The following is a 19,500-nucleotide window of genomic DNA, read 5'->3' on the forward strand; positions in this document are numbered from 1 at the left end:
ATTCACTTGTGGTGCGGGGCCGCGCCATGGAGGATCACTGCGGCTCGCTCACCTGTCGGCTGCCTTACACAACGCGGGAGTTGCCATGATCGAGGGACCGTACTTTGTGCTGGTCGTGCTGGGCGCGCTCGCCTGCGGCCTGGTCGCGGGCGCGTTCGTCGCGTTCTCGACCTTCGTGATGCAGGGCCTCGCCGCCCTGCCCCCGGCGCAGGGCATCGCGGCCATGCAGTCGATCAACGTCAAGGCGGTCACCGCCGGGTTCATGACCGTGTTCATGGGCGCCGCCGGCCTCAGCGCGGTCGTCGCCGTCGTCACCTTCGTGCTCTGGCCCGACGACGGCACCGTCGAGTTGCTGGTGGGGGCCGCGCTGTATCTGTTCGGCTCGTTCGGGGTCACCATCGCCGCGAACGTCCCCCGCAACGACGCCCTCGCCAAGCTCGACCCGCAGGCACCGGAGAGCGCGGACCACTGGCGTACGTACGTGCGTGAGTGGACCATGTGGAACCACATTCGCGTCGCCGCATCCCTGGCCGCCTCGGCGTCCTTCATCCTCGCCCTGACCTGAACCGGGCGAGAACGCCCAGGCCGAAGCCCCTGCCCTGACCTGCCCTACCCCGCCCCCGCGAACATGCCCGCCCCGCCCTCCCGACGTACAGTGGCCGAAAGCCTGCGAAAGCACCCGAGGGAGACGGCCATGGCCGACCCCAGAGGCTTCCTCACCACCACCCGTCAGGAATGGCCGCGCCGGTCCGTCGGCGAGCGGGTCAAGGACTGGGACGAGGTGTACGCCCCCGGCGCGCTGCTGCCCATCGTCGAACGGCAGGCCGACCGCTGCATGGACTGCGGCATCCCCTTCTGCCACGAGGCCTGCCCGCTGGGCAACCTCATCCCCGACTGGAACGACCTCGTCTCGCGCGCCGACTGGCGGGCCGCCGCGGACCGGCTGCACGCCACGAACAACTTCCCCGAGTTCACCGGCCGCCTCTGCCCCGCCCCCTGCGAATCGGGCTGCGTCCTCGCGATCAACCAGCCCGCGGTGACCATCAAGAACGTCGAGGCGGCCATCGCCGACCGCTCCTGGGCGGACGGCCTCAACACGCCCCGCACCCCAGGCCGGCACTCCGGCAGGACGGTCGCCGTCGTCGGCTCCGGACCGGCCGGACTCGCCGCCGCACAGCAGCTGACGCGCGCCGGACACACCGTCGTCGTGTACGAGCGCGACGACCGCGCGGGCGGGCTCCTGCGGTACGGCATCCCCGCGTTCAAGATGGAGAAGCACCACGTGGAGCGGCGGCTCGCGCAACTGCGGGACGAGGGAACGGTCTTCCGTACGTCCGTCGCGGTCGGGCAGGACATCGGCGCCGCCGAGCTGCGGACCAGGCACGACGCGGTGGTGCTCGCCACCGGCGCCACCGCGTGGCGCGAACTCGACGTACCCGGCCGGGAGTTGAGCGGCATCCACCAGGCCATGGAGTACCTTCCGCTGGCCAACCGCGTCTGCGAGGGAGACCTCGACGCATCCCCGCTGACCGCCGCCGGAAAGCACGTCGTGATCGTCGGCGGCGGGGACACCGGAGCGGACTGCCTGGGCACCGCGATCCGCGAAGGGGCCGCGTCCGTCACGCAGTTGGACATCTACGGGCGGCCCGGTGACGCACGCGACGAGCTGGCCGAGCCCTGGCCGACGTACCCGAAGATCTACCGCGTCTCCCCCGCCCACGAGGAGGCGGGCGAGCTGCGTACGGCCCCCGCCGCGCACGCCGACGCGCGGCTGTTCGCCGCGTCCACTCTGCGCTTCACCGGCGACGCGGCGGGCCGAGTGACCGCCCTGCACCTGACCGAGGTCGACGCGGAACGCCGCCCCCGCCCCGGCACCACCCGTGAGCTCCCCGCCGATCTGGTGCTGCTCGCGCTCGGCTTCACCGGGCCCGAGCGGACCGCGGGCGGTCTGGTCGACCAGCTCGGCCTGGACGTCGATGCCCGCGGCACCCTCGCGCGCGGCGCGGACTTCGCGACCAACGTGCCGGGGGTCTTCGCGACCGGCGACGCGGCCCGCGGCCAGTCACTGGTCGTCTGGGCCATCGCCGAGGGCCGCGCGACCGCCGCCGCGGTCGACCGATGGCTGACCGGCGCGACCGACCTCACGGCACCGATCGGCCCCTACGACCGGCCGATGACCGCCTGAGCCCGCCGCTCGAACCCGCCGCCCGAGCCCGCTGCTCCCGAGCCCGCCGCTCCCGAGCCCGCCGTTCCTGAGCTTGCCGCCCGCGGCCGCGGCGGACCGGAACGACGGCTCACGACAGCAGGAAGTCGGCCTCCCCCGCCTTCGCCCCCTGGATGAACGCGTTGATCTCGCCGTACGTGTAGATCAGCGCCGGGCCGTCCGGATCTGCCGACTGGCGGACCGCCACCCGGCCGTCGGCCAGCTTCATGGCCTCCAGGCAGTTGCCGCCGTTGCCACCGCTCCACGGCTTGTGCCAGCCCTCGCTGCCGAGTTCACGGGCGGGCATGCCGTTGTAGATCCGGGAGTCGTCCCGGGAATCGGGACGGGTCCCGGCTCCGGGTTTGGACCCGGGTCGCGTACCGGCTCGGTGTCGATCCATTCACAGCTCCTTGCGGAGATCCCGGAGGATCTCCTTTGTGCGATGTGCCGTCGCGGCTTGCGCCGCCATGCGGTCCATGACCTCGAGGTGGGTCGCCACCTCGGTGCGCGCGTCCAGATAGACGGCGCCGGTCAGGTACTCGCTGTAGACCATGTCCGGCAGTTCCGCCATGGCGAAGCGGAAGAGCACGAACGGTCCGTACGTGCCCGGGTGCGGACCCGCCGCGAACGGCGCGATCTGCAGGGTCACATGAGGTAGTTCGACGGCTTCGAGGAGCTTGTCGATCTGCTCGCGCATCACCTCGGGACCGCCCACCGGTCTGAGCAGGGCGGTCTCGTCCATCACGACCCAGACCCGTGGCGCGTCCTCGCGGGTGAGCAGCGACTGGCGCTCCATGCGCAGCGCCACATACCGCTCGATGTCCTCGGGGTTGGTCTGGCCGATCGCTCCGGAGCGCATCACACCTCGTGCGTACTCCTCGGTCTGCAGCAGACCCGGCACGAAGTGCGGTTCGTAGGACCTGATGAGGCTGGCGGCCCCCTCCAGGCTGACGTACATGCTGAACCAGCCCGGCAGGATGTCGTGGAACCGCTGCCACCAGCCCGGCTTGTTCGCCTCCTCGGCGAGCGTCACGAAGGCGTCCGCCTCGTCGTCGCCGACGCCGTAGGACTTCAGGAGGAGCTGGAGATACGGGATCTTGAGCGCGACCTCTGCCATCTCCATGCGGCGGACCGTGGCGGGGGCCACGCGGAGAATCCGCGCGGCCTCCTCTCGTTTGAGGCCCGCGCGCTCACGCAGGTCCTGCAAACGACGGCCTAGGACGACCTGGCCGACGGTCGGCGCGGACCGCGGTTCGCTCACGTCCTACCTCCACGTACTCCATGACATGCCAATTCACTCCGCACCTGGAGCCGTTGCCAGCAGTGTGCCACGTGCGGTCTCGAAGGAACACGCCACTGTGCACTTTTCAGAGTGGGTCTTGCCAAGGTGTTCCCGGCGGGGCGATAGTGGATGGCGTGACTCCGCCCGCGCCGTTACACACAGCTGCCGCCGAAGCCCCTGTTGGCATGTCCGCCGACGCGTGGGTCGAGAGCGGCTCCGAGCTCTGCGTCAGCTTCGCGCTGGTGCCACGGCCAGGCTCCGCCGCACAGGCCAGACGGCTGGCGAACGCCCAGCTCCTGGGCTGGGAGATAGGCGAGGACTGCCGCGACGCCGCGGCCCTGGTGGTCTCCGAGCTGGTCACGAACGCGATCGTGCACACGGCGAGTCACCGCATCGTCTGCGAGCTCTGCACCAAGCCCGGGTCACTGCGCATAGCTGTGCGTGACGATGGATACGGATCGGGTGTCCCGCGGCCCGCCCAGGAAGGGCCCGACACCGACGAGGAGCACGGGAGGGGATTGCTTCTCGTCGAGGCGGTGAGCAACGCGTGGGGCGTGCGTGACGAGGGCCCAGGCGCCGGTCTCACCGTATGGGCGGAACTGCGGGCATGACGTGACGGAGGGTGCGGGCGTGAGGACGACGTGGACAGGGGGCGTGTGAGCGCGGTGACGGTGCGGCGGCTGTTGGACCTGGACACGCTGGTCCGCCTCGAACGGAGGCGGTCCGCCGCCGCCTCCCCACCGGCGCCGACACGGCTCGCCGTGCCGGCCGGGATGTCGCAGCCCCTGGGGTGCGACGCGGTCTCGGTGCCCGCACGGTTCGGACCCCGGCTGATGGCGCGGCTGCCGCGCGTGGGGTGTGTGTACGAGGACGCCGGGGATGCCGGGGACCCGGCCGCGGCACGGTGGTGGTGGATCGTCCCCGCGGACTCCGATGTCGCACTCGAATGGCCTTCGCCCGCTTATTACGCCGCGGGAGCCGTGGTGCCGGGCGCCCGGAGCGCTCCCTCGCTGATCCACAGCCCTTCGGGCGGCGAGGTTCCGTATACGCCGCCCATTCCCCTGTATCTGGCGTGGTGCAGGGCCACGGGCACCACACCGGGATGGTCACGGGCCGTGCGGGCCTGAACCCCGGAACCCCGGAAGCGACGTGCACCCGTAGATCCCCTATGCCGCGGCGGCTATCTCCGACAGGTCGGTGACGGCGGACTCGCGTGCCACGGGCTCGCGCACGATCACCAGGAAGGCGTCCGACGCGAGGTCCATCACGACCTCCGCCCGCTGCCCTTCCATGCGGCGGGCCCGCGCGAAGTCCTCCGCGGGCCACGATCCTCGCGGCCCACCGGCCGGAAAGCGTTCAAGTACGACTCGGCTGTTCATCATCGTCCTTCTGTTCCCCCGTTGGCAGTCCTTATGGACTCTTTCGGAGAAGAACGCGCCGAGGGGCGGAAAGGACTCGCAACGTGACGGACCTGACACCTGGTTGTACCGGTTCCTCACATCTCGTACTCGTCGTGATACCTGAGCCGGTCGCTGCCCGCGGGCGCCCCGAGTCCGGTCGCCCGGCCTTTGGGCTCCTCCCACTCCTCCTGCCGGCCGAGGGCGGTGAGGTCCAGGAGGCTCGAATAGGAGGCGACCCAGTCGGTGCCGCGGGCGTACGTCGAGTACGTGTGGAAGACGCGGTCGCCGTCCCGCAGGAAGCAGCTGAGGCCCGGCTGCTCGAAGGACTCCTCTCCCTCGCCGACGGTGGCGTCGAAGTCGTGGTTGAAGTCGCTGCCGTGCGAGGAGTACCACGGCACCGTCCAGCCCATCCGGGCCTTGAAGGGCAGGATCTTGGTGAAGGGCGCGCGGGACACGGCGATGAAGTTCGTGCTGCGGGCCCGCAGATGGGCCAGATGCCCGATCTGGTCGAGGAAGGCCGAACAGCTGCGGCAGCCCGCGTCCCACTCCGGGGCGAACATGAAGTGATAGACGATCAGTTGGGAGTCACCGTCGAAGAGGTCGAACAGCGTGGCCTTGCCGTCGGAACCGTCGAAGAGATACTCCTTGCCGATCTCGACCATCGGAAGCCGCCGCCGCTCGGCGTTGAGCGCGTCACGCGCCCGTGTCGCCGCCTTCTCCTTGGCCAGCAGTTCCTGGCGCGCGGCGAGCCATTCCTCGCGCGTGACGATGTCGGGAAGTCGCATGGTCCCTCAGTCCCTCCTGCACGGGCCCGCCCCTCGGATCCGTACGTCTGCGAGGGGTGACCCGCGCGGTCATCGGAACTCATCGGTCGCGGCGAAGAAACTTCGGGGAATCTTTCAGCCCTCGTACTCCTGGATCCGCTTGCCATGGCTGCGGTCGATGAGGGCGGGCAGCTCGGCGCCCAACTCCGCGACGATGTCCGGTACGTCGAGGGTCAGCAGCCGCCGGTCGCGCATCAGGATCCGCCCGTCGACGATCGTCGTGGTGACGTCCGCCGAACGGGCGCTGTGCACCAGCGTGGCCGCGAGGTCGTGCACGGGCTGGGTGTGGGGCCCCGCGAGATCGACGAGGACGATGTCGGCGCGGCGGCCCGGCGCGAGGCTGCCGATCTCCTCGCCCAGGCCGACGGCTCGCGCGCTCTGCAGGGTGGCGTGATCGAGTGCCTGGCGTGCGGTCAGCCAGGCCGGGTCGCGTCGCGTGGACTTCTGGACCAGTGCGGTGAGCGTCATCGACTCCCAGACGTCCAGGGTGTTGTTCGACGCGGCACCGTCCGTGGCGAGCCCGACGGGGATGCCGACGTCGCTCAGGGCGCGCACCGGCGTGGTGTCCCAGCCGAACTTCATGTAGCCGCGGGGCGCGGACGCCACGGCGACACGCCCCGTGGCCTGCCGCAGGACGGGCAGGTCGCGGTCGAGGATGCCGGTGCCGTGGGCGATGAGGACGTCGACGTCGAGCAGTCCCGCGCGGTGCAGGATCTCGATGGGGGTGCGGCCGTGGCGCTCCAGGCTGTTGTCGGTCTGGGCGCGGTTCTCGGCGGCGTGCAGATGGACCATGAGGCCGTGTTCGCGGGCGAGTTCCGCGGTCGCGGCGAGGTCCGCGTCGTCGACGGTGTACGGGGCGTGCGGGGCGAGCGAGGTGGTGACGCGGCCGTCGGCGGCGCCGCGTTGCCGTAGCGCGAACTCCAGGGAGGCGGCGCGGCCCTCGGGCCCCTGCGAGGAGAAGAACGCGGCACCGAGGTTCGCGCGCAGACCGCTCTCCGCCACGACGTCGGCGACGGTGTCCATCGCGAAGTAGTGGTCGGCGAAGGTCGTCACACCGCCCCGGATCATCTCGGCGCAGGCGAGCCGTGCGCCGAGCCCGACGACTCGCTCGGTCAGGTTGGACTCGATGGGCCAGATCCAGTCGTTGAACCACTCGTGCGCCGGCAGGTCCTCGGCGAGGCCGCGCAGCGCCACCATCGGCGTGTGCGTGTGGCAGTTGATCAGACCCGGCAGGGCCACCTGACCGCGTGCGTCGATGCGTTCGGCGGCCCGGAGCCCGGCGACGTCGGGGGTGGTGGTGACGGCGTCGATGCGACCGTCGCGGACGACGACGGCGGCGTCGTCGAGGAAACCGACCCGGCCTTCCGTGTCGTGGACGAGGGCCGTGCAGCCCGTGATGACGAGATCGGCGGGGCCGTGCGCGGGAGGCGGCGTCATCTCTTCAAGGTACGGCGAGTGCGCATCCCGTGCCCTGTCGCGTCACCGGTTTCGCGGGCACGCTGACGTCAACCCGCCGACCACGCCGAACAGTTGGAGCCCGTCATGCTCGTCGGCACCTGGAACCTGGAGAACCTCTACCGGCCCGGCGGAAAGTTCGGGCCCAAGGACAAGGCCGCGTACGAGGCGAAGCTGGCCTCTCTCGCGGCGACGATCAAGGCGCTGAACCCGAGCGTGCTCGGCGTGCAGGAGGTCGGCGACCCGGAGGCCCTGTCGGATCTGGCCGGGATGCTGGAGGGCACCTGGCACACCACGCTCTCGGAGCACGCGGACGAGCGCGGCACCCGCGTCGGCTTCCTCAGCACTCTGCCGGTGTTCGTCGTGGCCGACGAGGACCGCTTCCCCGAACCGCTGCGCCCGGTCCAGTCCGGTGACGCGGGCAGGCCGGTGACGCGCGCGGGCCGTGGGGTCCTCGCGGTGACGGTGACGACGCGCGCCTTCTTCTTCGACGTGGCCGTCTGCCATCTGAAGTCGAAGCTGTTGTCGTACGGCAACGGCCGGTTCCAGCCGCGGGACGAGGGCGAGCGGGCCCGCTTCGGGGCGTACGCGCTCTACCGGCGTGCGGCGGAGGCCACGCTGGTGCGCTCGCTGTCCGACCGCCTCCTGAAGGGCGACGGCCGTCGGCACGACGTCGTCGTGCTCGGCGACCTGAACGACGAGGTGTCGGCGGCGACGACGCAGATCCTGCTGGGCCCGCCCGGCTCCGAGATCGGTACCCCGGGCTTCGACAAGGCGGACAAGGGCGACGCGCACCGGCTGTGGAACGTGGCCCCGCTCATCCCGCCCGAGCAGCGCTACTCCCGTATCCACGCGGGACGCCGCGAGCTGATCGACCACGTCCTGGTGAGCCGCGGCTTCCTGAACCTGGTCAAGGCCGCGGGCACGGGCGTGCCGGGCGCGACGGCGACCGCGCTGCCCTCGGTGGAGGACGGGGATCCGGCGGAGCGGCGGGACGCGAGGGGCTCGGACCACGCGCCGGTGTGGGTACGGATCGAACGCTAGCCGCGGGGTTCGGGCGGCCCGTGCTGGTCAGCCGCGCGGGAGCACCGTCGACAGGACGCCCGGCAGGGGGTACCAGTCCGACGAGATGATGCTGGCGTTGCCCCGCGCGAGCAGGGCGACGCGGTCGCGGGCCTGCGCCTCGGTCGGGTGCACCGCGTCGATGGCCGGGGCGACGTTGTGGGCGTCGGACATGACGACCAGATAGCGCCGGTCGGCGTACCACTTGGTGTCGATGGTGCCGCCCGCGTACTTAGACGCGTCGCCGTCGAACAGCACGAACCAGGGCCGGATCGCCGCGTCCGTGTACCGCCCGCGCGGATCACCCGCCTCGGCGCCGAGCACGGCGGGGAAGGCGGCGGCATCGTTCAGGCGCCCGGCGGTCTTGAGGTCGCGCAGATGGGTGGCGTACTCGCGGTCGGTCCACAGGGTGTCCGCCGGGTTGCCCTGTTCGACGGTGCCGGGGATCAGCTCGACGATGAACTTGCCCGCGAGGGCACTGCGCCGGGGCCAGCCGTCACTCCGCACGGCGTCGTCGAGGGTGGCGTGCCCTCCGGTGAGCTGGCCGGGGCGGTAGACGGCGTCCCCGAGCTTGCTCTTCAGGAGGGTGTCCAGGTCGGCGGGCCCGCGTCCGTTCCTCCCCTGGAAGCCGTCCTTCAGCTCCACCTTGAGGAGGATGGGCCGGTGGCCGGGGTGGGCGTCGTGCCAGGTCTTCATGTCCGTGAGGCACCCGGCGAGGCTCTGGTTGCGGGCCTTGGTGCGCAATTCGGCCGGACTCGCGGCGTCCTCGCAGTTGTTGTCGTTGCCGACGGGGTTGCTGTGCGAGACCCGCCAGCCGCTGCCGAACACATTGGTCCACACGTCGAGTTCGAGCATGCCCGCACCGGAGTCGAGCGCGTCCGCGAAGTACGGGTACTTCGACTTCTCGTAGGCGTTGTGGACGCCGACGCCGGTGGTGGACGCGTACGGCGACTGCGGGGCCGGGTCGTCGGCGGCCGAGGCCGCGGTTCCGAACGTCAGTACGCCTGCCGCCGCGAGCGCCAGGGTGAGACCTGCCCCCGTACGTATCCCGGTACGCGCCCCGGTCCGTGCCCTCATGTCCGCCGTCCCCTCCGCCACTCCGGTCAAGTCCCCCGCAACGTATGGGGGTTGAGTGTCGTATGGGAAGACGGCGACTTACGGGAGGGGAGAGAGATCCAGCCGCGTGCCGCACGGGAGGGAGCGCGGAGCGTGGCGTGTCGACTACCGTCTGCGCCCGATATGGATCACCGTACGCAGAGATCCACACGCCACGCGCCACGCGCCAAGGCGTTCCAAGCCCCTGCAGCCCCCGATCCGACCCTGCCCCATCCCTGCCCCATCCCTGACCCATCCCTGATCAATCGCGCCGAAAGGGATCAGCCGCCATGCCCCGCGCCCTCTCCCCCATCTCCCGCACCCGCCTCGCCGTGACCGCGGCCGCCGCGGCGGTCATCGCCGTCGGCGCACCGGCCGCGTACGCCTCGTTCGACACAGAAACGCGCACACCCGGCACGACCACCACGTCGCAGATCTCCCGGGGTGACGCCTACACCGAGACCCGTCTCCTCTTCGGGACCGAGCGCCCCGACGGCGGCCCCGATGTGACCGACAAGCAGTTCATGAGGTTCATCGACGACGAGGTGACGCCGTCGTTCCCCGACGGCCTCACGGTGCAGGAAGGCCGCGGCCAGTGGCGGGACTCGAACGGCAGGGTCGAGCGTGAGCGTTCGTACGAGCTGATCCTGCTGTATCCGACGTCGCAGGCGCACAAGCGTGACGCCCGGATCGAGGACATCCGCGAGGACTACGTGAAGAAGTACGCGCAGGACTCGGTGGCGCGACTCGACGACCGGCTGCGGGTGGACTTCTGAGACCCGTCCGGCCCGTGGCGCCGGCCCCCGCCGTCACGCCACCGCGGTGAGCTCCGCGAGCAGCGCGTCGAGGCGCTCCGCGTGCCGCCGCGGCACGCGTCCCGTGTCGTCGACGTGCACCGCGCAGGCGGTCGTGGTGTCGACGAGGCGTTCGAGGGTGGCCGCCACCCGCTCCGAGCCCTGTGAGTGCCGGGCCAGGGCGGGCAGTTCGGCGGCCGCCACGTCGATCGCGGCGCGAGCCTCGGCCAGCGTCCGGTAGGCGTCGCGCCGCAGGGCCCACCGGGCGGCGCGGTGCTCGGTGCCCGCGGGCCCGCCGTCGCGGGCGCCGCTCATGACATGCCGCAGATAGTCGTGCGCGGACGTGTGGGCGGCGGTCAGCCGGTCCTGTACGCGACCGCCGCGCCGCACGGGCCACGGCAGATGCCCGACGAGCAGGACGATGCCGCAGGCGAGCAGCGTCTCCCCGATCCGCCCCCGGGCGGCCTGCGGCTCCCCGCCCACCATGACCAGGGCGAGGACGAGGACCGTGACGACGGCGGTCTGGGCGGCGAAGTGCCGGGTGGCCACGGGGATCAGCGCACCGCACACGGCGACGACGGCGACGAGTCCGGCGGGGCGTGGCAGCAGGGCGGCGAGCCCCGCGAAGACCGTCGCGCCGATGACGGTGCCGGCGGCGCGGCACAGAACGCGTGAGACCAGCGGCCCGAGGTCGGGCTTGACCAGGAAGACGGCGGTGGCGGGCAGCCAGTACCAGTGCGGGTGGTGCAGGGCCTGCGCGACCGCGGCGCTCGCCCCGAAGCAGAGCGCGACCCGCACGCCGTACTCGCGCCCGCCGGGCCCGGCCACGGTGCGCAGTACGTCGACGGGATCGCGCCGCCGGCCGTGCGGGGGCCGGGCGGTGCCGCTGTCGAAGGCCTCGGCGGCGTGCAGCAGCGCGTCGTCGAGGGCGCGGAGCCCGGCGCCGGAGCGGGCGGGCGCGGGCAGCGGTCCGCTGGGAACACCGTCGCGGACGGCGGCGGCGAGGCGGCGCGGCCCCTCGCTCGTGCGCGGCGGGAGCGGCTCACCGGCCCAGGCGAGCGCGGTCGCCGCCTCGCCGAGCGGCAGCGCGGCGAGGTACTGCGCATGCAGCCGCCGCTCGGCCGTCGAGGCGGCGTGCCTGCGCAGGCGCGGCCCGGAGAGGGCGTCCTGGGCGTGGTCGAGTGCGGCGGTGAGGGCTGCGCGGCGGGCGGTCGCGTCGGTGGTGCCCGCGGAGTCGAGAAGGTCGGCGACGGCTTCGTAGACGGCGGACACGGCGGTGCGTTCGCCGTCGAGGCGGTAGGGCCGGGCGAATGTCGTGCGGCTGTCGGGGGAAGGCAGGAGGAGCCGCAGCACGATCAGCCACGCGGCTCCGCCCAGGAAGAACAGCGCCCGCTGCCAGCCGGGTTCGGGCAACGGCATCCCCGCTCCGATGGCGGCGGCGACGAGCAACTGCGTGCCACCGGCGGAGGCGACGGGCCCCACGGCGCTTGCCGCCCCGGCGACCAGTCCGAGCAGGGCGAACACCACAGGCAGCAGATACGGCCCTCCCCCTGCTCCGACGACGTACGCCCCGAGAACGAGCCCGCCCGCGCCGGCGACCGCGGGCGCCCCGAGCCGCCGCACGGCGACCCGACGGCTCCCTGGCCGGTCGTTGATCCCGGCCAGCATGGCCCCGAGCGCGGCCACCACCCCCACGGAAACCCGTCCGCAGACCACGCCCGCCCCCAGCAACGGCCCCGCCGCCAGTGCCCCCCGCAGAACGGCGTGCCACGGCACGGGCCCACGCTGCGCACGCAGGGCGTGGCCGAGCCAGGGCGGAAGGGAAGCTGTGTGCGGGAACACCGGACTCACCGTGCTTCTGTGTCGTCATCGGGCGGGCATGGACGGGTGAGCGCCACCGGACGACATCGGCCTGGGCTTGTGACCAACCGTAAACGCCGATTCCGGAGAAAGAGGAACGGCCGCGTTTCATCGATGTGACGGTTCACGAGAGCACGGGACGCGGCACGGAGTGCGGAGCACGCCTAGGATCCACGAAGGGCCCGTACGCTTCGGCGAGTTGAGGCGAGCCGTGCCCGGTATCAGCGAAAGGATGCTGATCCTCCAGCTGCGGGAGATGGAGAACAGCGGTCTGGTGCACCGCGAGGCCTATCACCAGGTCCCGCCGAAGGTGGAGTACTCCCTGACGGAGTTCGGCCAGTCGCTCAACGCGGCGATGGCGCCGCTGGGCGAGTGGGGCGAGGAGCACATGGAGCGGATCGAGTCGATTCCCGACTCGGACTGAAGGAACGACAGCGTCTGACGAGGGCAACCGGCGTCCTCGTCACGCACCGTCCTGCGGCTCCCCCGAGCACAGCGGGCAGCGGTCCCTGCCGTCCCAGCTGGACCAGCCGAACTCCTCGGGCGAGAGGGACTGGCCGTCGAGTTCCTTGCGTACGGCGACGCGGTAGCTCCAGACGCTTCCGATGTAGGGGTGGTAGGCGGCATGGAACGCGGGTGACGTCTGCGTGGCGCCGGTCGCGACCGCCTTGCGGAGCGCGCGGAGCCGCTCGAACATCACCTGCCCCGCGCCGGCGACGGCGGAGCTCGCGTCGATGAAGAGTCTCTCCCGCACCTCGTAGATCGTGGCCTCCGTCAGCGCCGCGCGCGTGAGCGCGTCGAGGTCGCCCGCTCCGTCGCCTCCCGCCGCGCCGGGCGCCTGAGCGATCTGCCGCAGCCGGGAATGGCACCCCTCCGCGGCGCTGATGAACTCGATGTACACCGCCCGCCGCCGCTCGTTGAGGCCGCGGCCCGCCTCGTGGCGGTGACGCAGGTGGTCGGCCAGAACGGTGCCGGTGATGGCGATGAAACCACCGCCCACCGCGGCGACCAGCGTTCCCCAGTCCACAGCTCCCCCAGTTCTACCGGGCTCCGTCAACGAGAGCCGCGGCCCACTGTGCCCTACGGTCCGACCATCGCCGTCAGGGCCCCCACCGGATCCGCGTCCGCCTCCCCCTCCGGCCACCAGTCGCCGCGCCCCGGCTCGCTCCGGTAGGGGTACCAGCGGCCGTCCCGGCCGAAGCGGAGTTGCAAGGAGCCCTGTGCGTCCGTGAGTTGGTTCCGGTGGATCGTCATGCGCGGGAGGTCCGCCGTGAGCAGCGCGCCCCTCGCCCGGTCGAACGGGCCCGCCGGGGGGTCCCACGGGGATTCCAGGGCCGCCAGGCCCTCCTCGCCGCCCTGGCGCCAGGCCGCCGCCGCGCGGGCGAGGTCCGCCGGGGTGTGGTCCACCGACGTGGCCAGCTCCGCGAACTGGCGGCTGAAGCTGCGGCGGCCCGTGAGGCCGGGGTGGGAGGCCGCGAGGCGGACCGCGTCGTGCCAGGGGTCGGTGGCGGGGAAGGGGTTCGCGCCGGTGGTCAGGTACGCGTGGGCCCGGTTCGCCGTGTCCGTGGCCAGGAACTCCAGGGAGGCGGGGCTGGGGGCGCCGGGGACCGACGGGAGGAGCGGGGGTTCGCCCGGGTGGGCGGGGGGCGCCACCGGCGGTGGGAGCGGGGGGCGGTACTCCGTGGCCAGAACGTCCCGGGCCAGGGTCCCGGGGAGCGCTTCGGTGGTCGCGCCCCGCGTGGTGGCGGACTCCTCGCGGGCCGCCTGCTGCGCGTTGCGCTGGGCCAGCTCGTCGAGGAGCGCCTGTTCGTCCCCGCCGCGCAGGAGGAGGAGCACGAAGGGGTCGGCGTCAAGGAGTCTGGCCGTCTGGTAGGTGAGCGCGGCCGCGTGCTTGCAGGGGCGGCCATGGTCCGGGCAGGTGCAGGAGGGAACCAAGTCGCCCGGCCCTGGGAGGAGTTGCACGCCGGATCGCTCTGCCGCGTCCACCAGCGCGTGCGGCATGTCCTTGTCCAGGAGGGCCGCGATGTGTGCCGGTTCCGTGGCCACCGCGTCCAGGAACCGGTCCCAGTCCTCCGGCGTGAGGGTGCGCATACGGATCTCGGCGCGGTACGGACGCGGGCGGCTTCCGTGTACGTACGCCACGATGCGGCCCGGCGCCACCGTGATCGTGTCGACGTGCCCCTCCCGGGCGTAGGCCCGGCCCCGGGTGAGGCGCCCAGCGTCGAGCGACGTCCCCTCCAGTGCGCCGATCCAGGCGTTACCCCACCAGGAGGTGGCGAACGGCGCCCGGGGGTCGGGGTGCTGGGGAAGGGGAGGGAAGACGCGGCCTGCGCCCGTGGCGCGAGCACGACCGGCGAGGGGCATCCCGGCGCGGGCCGCGTCGTCACCCTGCCCCCGCCCGCCGCCACCCGGCCCCCGCCCGCCGGCACGACCGCCCCTCACGACGCCCTCCGCAACGACACCAGATCCGCCAGCTCCGCGTCGGACAGCTCCGTGAGGGCCGACTCGCCGCCCTCGCCGAGGACCGCGTCCGCCAACGCCTGTTTCGCCGCCAGGAGTTCGGCGATGCGGTCCTCCACCGTGCCCTCGGTGATGAGGCGGTGGACCTGGACCGGCTGGGTCTGGCCGATGCGGTAGGCGCGGTCCGTGGCCTGTTCCTCCACCGCCGGGTTCCACCAGCGGTCGTAGTGGATGACGTGGCCCGCCCGGGTGAGGTTGAGGCCGGTGCCCGCCGCCTTGAGGGAGAGGAGGAACACGGGGACCTCGCCCGACTGGAAGCGGTCCACCATCTCCTCCCTCCGCTTGACCGGCGTGCCCCCGTGCAGGAGTTGGGTGCCGATGCCGCGCCGTGACAGGTGCGACTCGAGGAGGCGGGCCATCTCCACGTACTGCGTGAAGATCAGCACGGAACCGTCCTCCGCCAGGATCGTGTCGAGCAGTTCGTCGAGGAGTTCGAGCTTCCCCGAGCGCGAGCGGCCCGCGCGCGTGGCGATCGCGCCGTCCTTCAGGTACTGGGCAGGGTGGTTGCAGATCTGCTTCAGCGCCATCAGGAGTTTCATGACCAGGCCCCTGCGCGCGATGCCCTCGGCCGCCTCGATGCGGGCCAGGGTCTCGCGTACGACCGCCTCGTAGAGCGACGCCTGTTCGCGGGTGAGCGTCACCGGGTGGTCCGTCTCCGTCTTGGGGGGCAGCTCGGGGGCGATGCCCGGGTCGGACTTCTTGCGGCGCAAGAGGAAGGGGCGCACCAGGCGGGCGAGGCGGGCCATCGCCTCGTCGTTCTCGGCGAACTCGCCGCCCTCCGCCAGTCGCGCGTGGCGGGCCCGGAACGACTTGAGGGGGCCGAGCAAGCCCGGCGTCGTCCAGTCAAGGAGGGCCCAGAGCTCGGAGAGGTTGTTCTCGACCGGCGTGCCGGTGAGCGCGACACGTGCCGCGGACGGGATCGTGCGGAGCGCCTTCGCCGTCGCCGCCTGCGGGTTCTTGACGTGCTGAGCCTCGTCCGCCACCACCAATCCCCAGGGCTGGCCGGCGAGTTCGGCGGAGCTCGTACGCATCGTTCCGTACGTCGTCAGGACGAAGCCGCCCGCCAGGTCGCCGTCCAGGCTGCGGCCCGTCCCGTGGAAGCGGCGCACCGGGACCCCCGGCGCGAAACGCTCGATCTCCCGCTGCCAGTTGCCGAGCAGCGAGGCCGGGCAGACCACGAGCGTCGGCTCCGGCCTGGCCCGGTGCAGGTGGAGGGCGATCAGCGTGACCGTCTTGCCGAGGCCCATGTCGTCGGCGAGGCAGCCGCCGAGGCCGAGTGACGTCATGCGGTCCAGCCAGGCGAGGCCCCGGAGCTGGTAGTCGCGGAGGGTGGCGGCGAGCGCGGGCGGTGGGGCGACGGTACGCAGGTCGTCGGTCAGGCGTTCCCGCAGGCGGGCCAGGGCGCCGATCGGGACCGCCTCGACGCGCTCGCCCTCCACCTCCGCCGTTCCCGTCAGCGCGACGGACAGCGCGTCCACCGGGTCCAGGAGACCCAGGTCCCGCTTGCGCGCCTTGCGCACGAGTTCGGGGTCGACCAGGACCCATTGGTCACGGAGGCGTACGACGGGGCGGTGCGCCTCCGCCAGGATGTCCATCTCCGCCTCGGTGAGCGGGCCCCCGGTGCCGTCGCCTTCGCCGTCTTCCGTTCCGAGCGCCAACTGCCAGCGGAATTCGAGCAGTTGCTCGGTCTTGAAAAAGTCGAAGTTGTCGGCCGCCGTGCCGGGTGCGGGACGTACGACCGCGGTCGCCGTCAAGCCGCGCGTCAGCTCGCGGGGCCAGTGCACGGCCACTCCGGCGGCGGCGAGCCGGGTCGCCGCAGCGCCGAGGAGTTCGTACAACTCCCCCTCGCTCAAAGGGAGTACGTCGGGGCGGGGCCGCTCCAGGAGGCGGGTCAGCGGCGGCCATACGCGGGCCGCACGCCGCACCGCGAGCAGCGTGTCCACGCGGGCCCGCGGGCCGAAGTGATCCGCGCCGGACCAGAGTTGGGCCGCGTCCGCCACGAGGGTGGGGTCGGCGAGGCTGTGCACCTGCACGACGGCAGCGGCCGGGCTCGCCATGCTCTCGCCGGTGCCGCCTGCCCGCCCGCTGTCCGGAGCGTCGTCGTATACGCCGCCGGGTACGTCGTCCGTCGCCCCGTCGAACACCTCGTGCGCCTGAAGATCGAGCCGCAGCGACACGCGTACGCCGGCGTCCATGCCGGCCGCCACCTCCGCGGCCCACTCCCGCGCGCCCGGCAGCCGCTGCGGCTCGCGCGCGGCGAAGGGCGCGCCGACCGCGTGCGCCGCGGCGGGTGTACGCGGCAGGGTGTCCACCACGGCGTCGACGAAGGCCCTGACCAGGGCGAAGGGCTCGGGGAGCAGGAGGGGCCTGCTGCCGGGCAGCGGTACGGCGTGCGCCTCGGCCGGCATCGCCGCGGCGATGGCCCGCAGCTGTGTGACATCGGCGGTGTCCAGCGGCCCCGCCCGCCACGCGTCGAGATCACCGCCGGTCAGGCCGGGCAGCAGCCTGCCCCGCGCCGCCAGGTGCAGGGCATGCCGGGCTGCGGCGGCCCAGCAGGCCACGGCGGGGTGCAGGGGCGCTGCGCGCAGGAGCAGCGGGAGGGCCTCCGCCACGGGCAGGGTGAGCGCGGGGACGGTACGCGTACGGACGCCTTTGCCGTGGCGGCGTACGACGGCGATCTCTTCTCCGACGGCACGGGTCAGCGGATTCTCCCCGCCGGGAGGCACACCCTGCCCGGCGACGCCACCAGCGGCGGCTGCCTCAGCCGTGACTCCGGCCTCGTGGACCACACCGGCACCAGGCACTCCGCCCCCGGCAGAACCGAGAGAACGGGCGTCGCCACCACCAGGCGCTCCACTCCCGACAACGCCGGACGGCCCCGCCACACCGGCTCCAGGCTCCTCACCCCCGGCAGCTCCAGGCGGCCTGGCCCCCGCGGCACCGGATTCCCCACCCCCCGCAGAACCAGCCGCCCCGCCCCCGACAAGGCCACGAACCCCGGCCAGACCGCTTCCGGAAGTACCCTCCGGGGACCAGAACGCGATCCGCCCCTCCCTCGGCACCGCGGCCGGAAGGAACACGGCGGCGCACGACCGCACGAGCCCCGCGAGCAGCCGCTCGGCGGCAGGCTCGGCGTCGGCGGCGTCCGTGTTCGCGGCGACCCCCGCCCTCACGTGCACCACCTCGCTCACCCTCCGTCACTCGCGCGCCATTCCCGCACCTCAGCCTAGGCCAGCCGCTCCGCGGCGGGCGGCGGCGTCGGCCCCGGCGGAATTCGGATGCGCCCCCGCACCCCGCTCCCCCAGGATCAGGCCCATGACCACCACACAGCGCACAGTCGTGCCCACCCTCTTCCCGCCGCCCGGCTACGCCCACGCCGCCCTCGTCGAAGCCGGCACCACGCTCGCCTTCATGGCGGGGTCCGTGCCGCTGGACCCCGAGGGCAACCTCGTCGGAGCGGGAGACGTGGCGCGCCAGACCGGGCAGGTCATCGCCAACCTCGACGAGGCCCTGCGCGCGATCGGCAGTGATCTGACGCAGGTGGTGGCCAGCACGGTGTACGTCGTGAGCGACGAGCCCGGCCCGCTCAGCGAGGCATGGAACGTGATCCGCGCCTCCGACCTGCTCGCGAAGGGCCCGCACACCTCGACGCTGCTCGGTACGACGTGCCTCGGCTACCCCGGCCAGCTGGTCGAGATCACCGCCACGGCCGTGGTCCCGGACCCGCGCCCCTAACCGACCTAAGCGACTTAACCGACCTGCCGTGCCCTGCTCGCGAGCCCCAGCGCGTACTCCGGCCACCACTGCCCCGCCTTCGGCCCGCCCCGGCACGTCCCGTCGGACTCGCCGGGCCGCTTGATCCACAGGTAGGCGTCGAGAGCGGGGTCCCCGGTGGCGGTGGTGGGCGGGGTGCCGAGGGCGCGGCCCGGGGGGTTGCACCAGGGCTCGTCGCCGCCGCCCGTGTAGGCACCGTTGCCGTTGCGGCTGCTGTCCACGACGAAGTGCTTGGCACCGCCGAGTGCCGCGGCGATGCGGTGCCCGTACGCCGAACTCTCGGCGTTCGTGTGGTAGTTGGACGTGTTGACGGCGAAGCCGTCGGCCCTGTCGATCCCAGACTGCCGCAGCGGGGCGAGGAGGCGCTGCTCGTCGGGAATCCAGCCGGAGTTGCCCGCGTCCAGGTAGACCTTGGTGTGCGGGCGGGCCTTGAGCCGGTCGACGAGGTAGGCGAGCAGGCCGTACCGCTCGTCGGCGTCGGCCTTCGCGCAGCCCGCGATCTCCTGCGCGACGGCGTCCGGTTCGACGATGACGTACGCGGCGCGGTCGCCGATGCCCGCGGCGAGTTCGTCGGCCCACGTCCGGTACTCCGCCGCGGTCGCCGCCCCGCCACTGGAGTAGTCGCCGCAGTCGCGGTGCGGGATGAAGTACGCGACGAGTACGGGGGTGCGCCGCGCGGCCGCTGCCGCGAGCGTGACCGCACGGGCGGTGGGCCCGGGGTCGGCGGCGTACAGCCAGACGGCCTGGGGGCGCCCCGCGATGCGCTGGATGAGCTCGGCGTCGGCGGTCCGGCCCTGGCTTCGCCATGCGGTGACCTGGCGGGCGGCGGCGCTGTCCGGGTCGACCCAGAATTCGGTGGCCGCCGGGGCGGACGCGGGCCCGTCCCCGTCCCGGGCGCCGGCGCCGTCGGCCTGGGCCGCGCCGGACGCCGCCGCGCTCACCAGGAGCGTGGCGGCGATGAGCCGGGCGAGGCGGGAACGGGCTCGGCCAGGTGATCGGAAGGGCGGCTGCGACTGCGACACCGGGCACCTCCAGTTGCTCGGCACCGGACCGGCCCGGCGCGTTCCCCGGAGTCTGCGGTGGCCAGGCCGCCGCCAAGCCTCCCGCACCGCCACTCGGGCGACAGATCACCGGAAGAATCACTCCGACGGCCGCCCCAAGTCCCCGCGCCCAGTGGACGCTTGGCGTATCCCCTGATACGTACGCCCCGCCCGCCCCGGCCCCGAACAAC

The 19,500-nt window shown here is 72.8% G+C and carries 19 protein-coding genes; 8 read left to right on the plus strand and 11 right to left on the minus strand.

Features of this window, described 5'->3' with window-relative positions:
* The first annotated feature begins 85 nt into the window (after nt 1-85).
* Nucleotides 86-565 carry an anthrone oxygenase family protein gene (locus ACWD02_RS29845; RefSeq protein ID WP_451215702.1) on the plus strand — a complete coding sequence of 160 codons (480 nt, stop codon included), beginning with the start codon at nt 86-88 and terminating at the stop codon, nt 563-565.
* A 129-nt stretch (nt 566-694) separates the two neighbouring features.
* A complete protein-coding gene (locus ACWD02_RS29850; RefSeq protein WP_451215704.1) occupies nt 695-2,185 on the plus strand; it encodes a glutamate synthase subunit beta in 1,491 nt (496 codons plus the stop codon).
* A 109-nt stretch (nt 2,186-2,294) separates the two neighbouring features.
* Here ACWD02_RS29850 and ACWD02_RS29855 read toward each other — a convergent pair whose 3' ends face one another.
* Complete coding sequence (locus tag ACWD02_RS29855; protein ID WP_361188955.1) at nt 2,295-2,510, minus strand: DUF397 domain-containing protein; 216 nt, start codon at nt 2,508-2,510, stop codon at nt 2,295-2,297.
* A 93-nt stretch (nt 2,511-2,603) separates the two neighbouring features.
* The gene (locus tag ACWD02_RS29860) at nt 2,604-3,464 is read right to left on the minus strand and encodes a helix-turn-helix domain-containing protein (protein WP_363208093.1); all 861 of its coding nucleotides are present in this window, start codon (nt 3,462-3,464) and stop codon (nt 2,604-2,606) included.
* Nucleotides 3,465-3,670: 206 nt separating this feature from the next.
* Between ACWD02_RS29860 and ACWD02_RS29865 the strand changes: the two genes are divergently transcribed.
* Both ACWD02_RS29865 and ACWD02_RS29870 read left to right on the plus strand, forming a co-directional pair.
* Nucleotides 3,671-4,096, plus strand: coding sequence for an ATP-binding protein (locus tag ACWD02_RS29865; RefSeq protein ID WP_451215706.1), 426 nt, complete (start codon nt 3,671-3,673; stop codon nt 4,094-4,096).
* A 30-nt stretch (nt 4,097-4,126) separates the two neighbouring features.
* The gene (locus ACWD02_RS29870; protein ID WP_451215708.1) at nt 4,127-4,612 is read left to right on the plus strand and encodes a hypothetical protein; all 486 of its coding nucleotides are present in this window, start codon (nt 4,127-4,129) and stop codon (nt 4,610-4,612) included.
* Between the two features lie 39 nt (nt 4,613-4,651).
* Here ACWD02_RS29870 and ACWD02_RS29875 read toward each other — a convergent pair whose 3' ends face one another.
* From ACWD02_RS29875 to ACWD02_RS29885, 3 genes are all read right to left on the minus strand, one after another.
* Nucleotides 4,652-4,864 (minus strand): hypothetical protein, encoded by a 213-nt coding sequence (locus ACWD02_RS29875; RefSeq protein ID WP_451216010.1) that lies wholly within the window; start codon nt 4,862-4,864, stop codon nt 4,652-4,654.
* 116 nt (nt 4,865-4,980) lie between these two features.
* Nucleotides 4,981-5,670 (minus strand): DUF899 domain-containing protein, encoded by a 690-nt coding sequence (locus ACWD02_RS29880; protein WP_451215710.1) that lies wholly within the window; start codon nt 5,668-5,670, stop codon nt 4,981-4,983.
* 114 nt (nt 5,671-5,784) lie between these two features.
* Nucleotides 5,785-7,146 (minus strand): amidohydrolase, encoded by a 1,362-nt coding sequence (locus tag ACWD02_RS29885; RefSeq protein ID WP_451215712.1) that lies wholly within the window; start codon nt 7,144-7,146, stop codon nt 5,785-5,787.
* 105 nt (nt 7,147-7,251) lie between these two features.
* On the opposite strand from ACWD02_RS29885, the gene ACWD02_RS29890 reads away from it, so the two are divergent.
* Nucleotides 7,252-8,208, plus strand: a complete 957-nt coding sequence (locus ACWD02_RS29890) for an endonuclease/exonuclease/phosphatase family protein (protein ID WP_451215714.1) — start codon at nt 7,252-7,254, stop codon at nt 8,206-8,208.
* A gap of 27 nt (nt 8,209-8,235) precedes the next feature.
* Here the strand turns inward: ACWD02_RS29890 and ACWD02_RS29895 are convergent, their stop codons facing one another.
* Nucleotides 8,236-9,303 carry a phosphatidylinositol-specific phospholipase C domain-containing protein gene (locus tag ACWD02_RS29895; RefSeq protein WP_451215716.1) on the minus strand — a complete coding sequence of 356 codons (1,068 nt, stop codon included), beginning with the start codon at nt 9,301-9,303 and terminating at the stop codon, nt 8,236-8,238.
* 308 nt (nt 9,304-9,611) lie between these two features.
* Between ACWD02_RS29895 and ACWD02_RS29900 the strand changes: the two genes are divergently transcribed.
* Nucleotides 9,612-10,097: a DUF3574 domain-containing protein gene (locus tag ACWD02_RS29900; protein ID WP_451215718.1), complete on the plus strand. Its 486-nt coding sequence runs from the start codon at nt 9,612-9,614 to the stop codon at nt 10,095-10,097.
* A gap of 33 nt (nt 10,098-10,130) precedes the next feature.
* On the opposite strand, the gene ACWD02_RS29905 is transcribed toward ACWD02_RS29900, so the two are convergent.
* Nucleotides 10,131-11,957, minus strand: coding sequence for an FUSC family protein (locus ACWD02_RS29905; protein WP_451215720.1), 1,827 nt, complete (start codon nt 11,955-11,957; stop codon nt 10,131-10,133).
* A 169-nt stretch (nt 11,958-12,126) separates the two neighbouring features.
* Here ACWD02_RS29905 and ACWD02_RS29910 point away from each other — a divergent pair, with 169 nt between their 5' ends.
* Nucleotides 12,127-12,399, plus strand: a complete 273-nt coding sequence (locus ACWD02_RS29910) for a winged helix-turn-helix transcriptional regulator (protein ID WP_451215722.1) — start codon at nt 12,127-12,129, stop codon at nt 12,397-12,399.
* Nucleotides 12,400-12,438: 39 nt separating this feature from the next.
* Here ACWD02_RS29910 and ACWD02_RS29915 read toward each other — a convergent pair whose 3' ends face one another.
* From ACWD02_RS29915 to ACWD02_RS29925, 3 genes are read right to left on the minus strand one after another with little or no spacing between them, the layout of a single operon-like run.
* A complete protein-coding gene (locus tag ACWD02_RS29915; RefSeq protein WP_451215724.1) occupies nt 12,439-13,002 on the minus strand; it encodes a CchlQ in 564 nt (187 codons plus the stop codon).
* 53 nt (nt 13,003-13,055) lie between these two features.
* Nucleotides 13,056-14,417, minus strand: a complete 1,362-nt coding sequence (locus ACWD02_RS29920) for an SWIM zinc finger family protein (RefSeq protein WP_451215726.1) — start codon at nt 14,415-14,417, stop codon at nt 13,056-13,058.
* Nucleotides 14,414-17,593, minus strand: coding sequence for a DEAD/DEAH box helicase (locus tag ACWD02_RS29925; protein WP_451216013.1), 3,180 nt, complete (start codon nt 17,591-17,593; stop codon nt 14,414-14,416). Before ACWD02_RS29925 ends, ACWD02_RS29920 begins: the two co-directional genes overlap by 4 nt.
* A 217-nt stretch (nt 17,594-17,810) precedes the next feature.
* Here ACWD02_RS29925 and ACWD02_RS29930 point away from each other — a divergent pair, with 217 nt between their 5' ends.
* Nucleotides 17,811-18,230, plus strand: a complete 420-nt coding sequence (locus ACWD02_RS29930; protein ID WP_451215728.1) for a RidA family protein — start codon at nt 17,811-17,813, stop codon at nt 18,228-18,230.
* 14 nt (nt 18,231-18,244) lie between these two features.
* Here ACWD02_RS29930 and ACWD02_RS29935 read toward each other — a convergent pair whose 3' ends face one another.
* Nucleotides 18,245-19,291 (minus strand): glycoside hydrolase family 6 protein, encoded by a 1,047-nt coding sequence (locus ACWD02_RS29935; RefSeq protein ID WP_451215730.1) that lies wholly within the window; start codon nt 19,289-19,291, stop codon nt 18,245-18,247.
* Nucleotides 19,292-19,500: the final 209 nt, after the last annotated feature.

This window comes from Streptomyces sp. NPDC002853 (assembly GCF_053591915.1).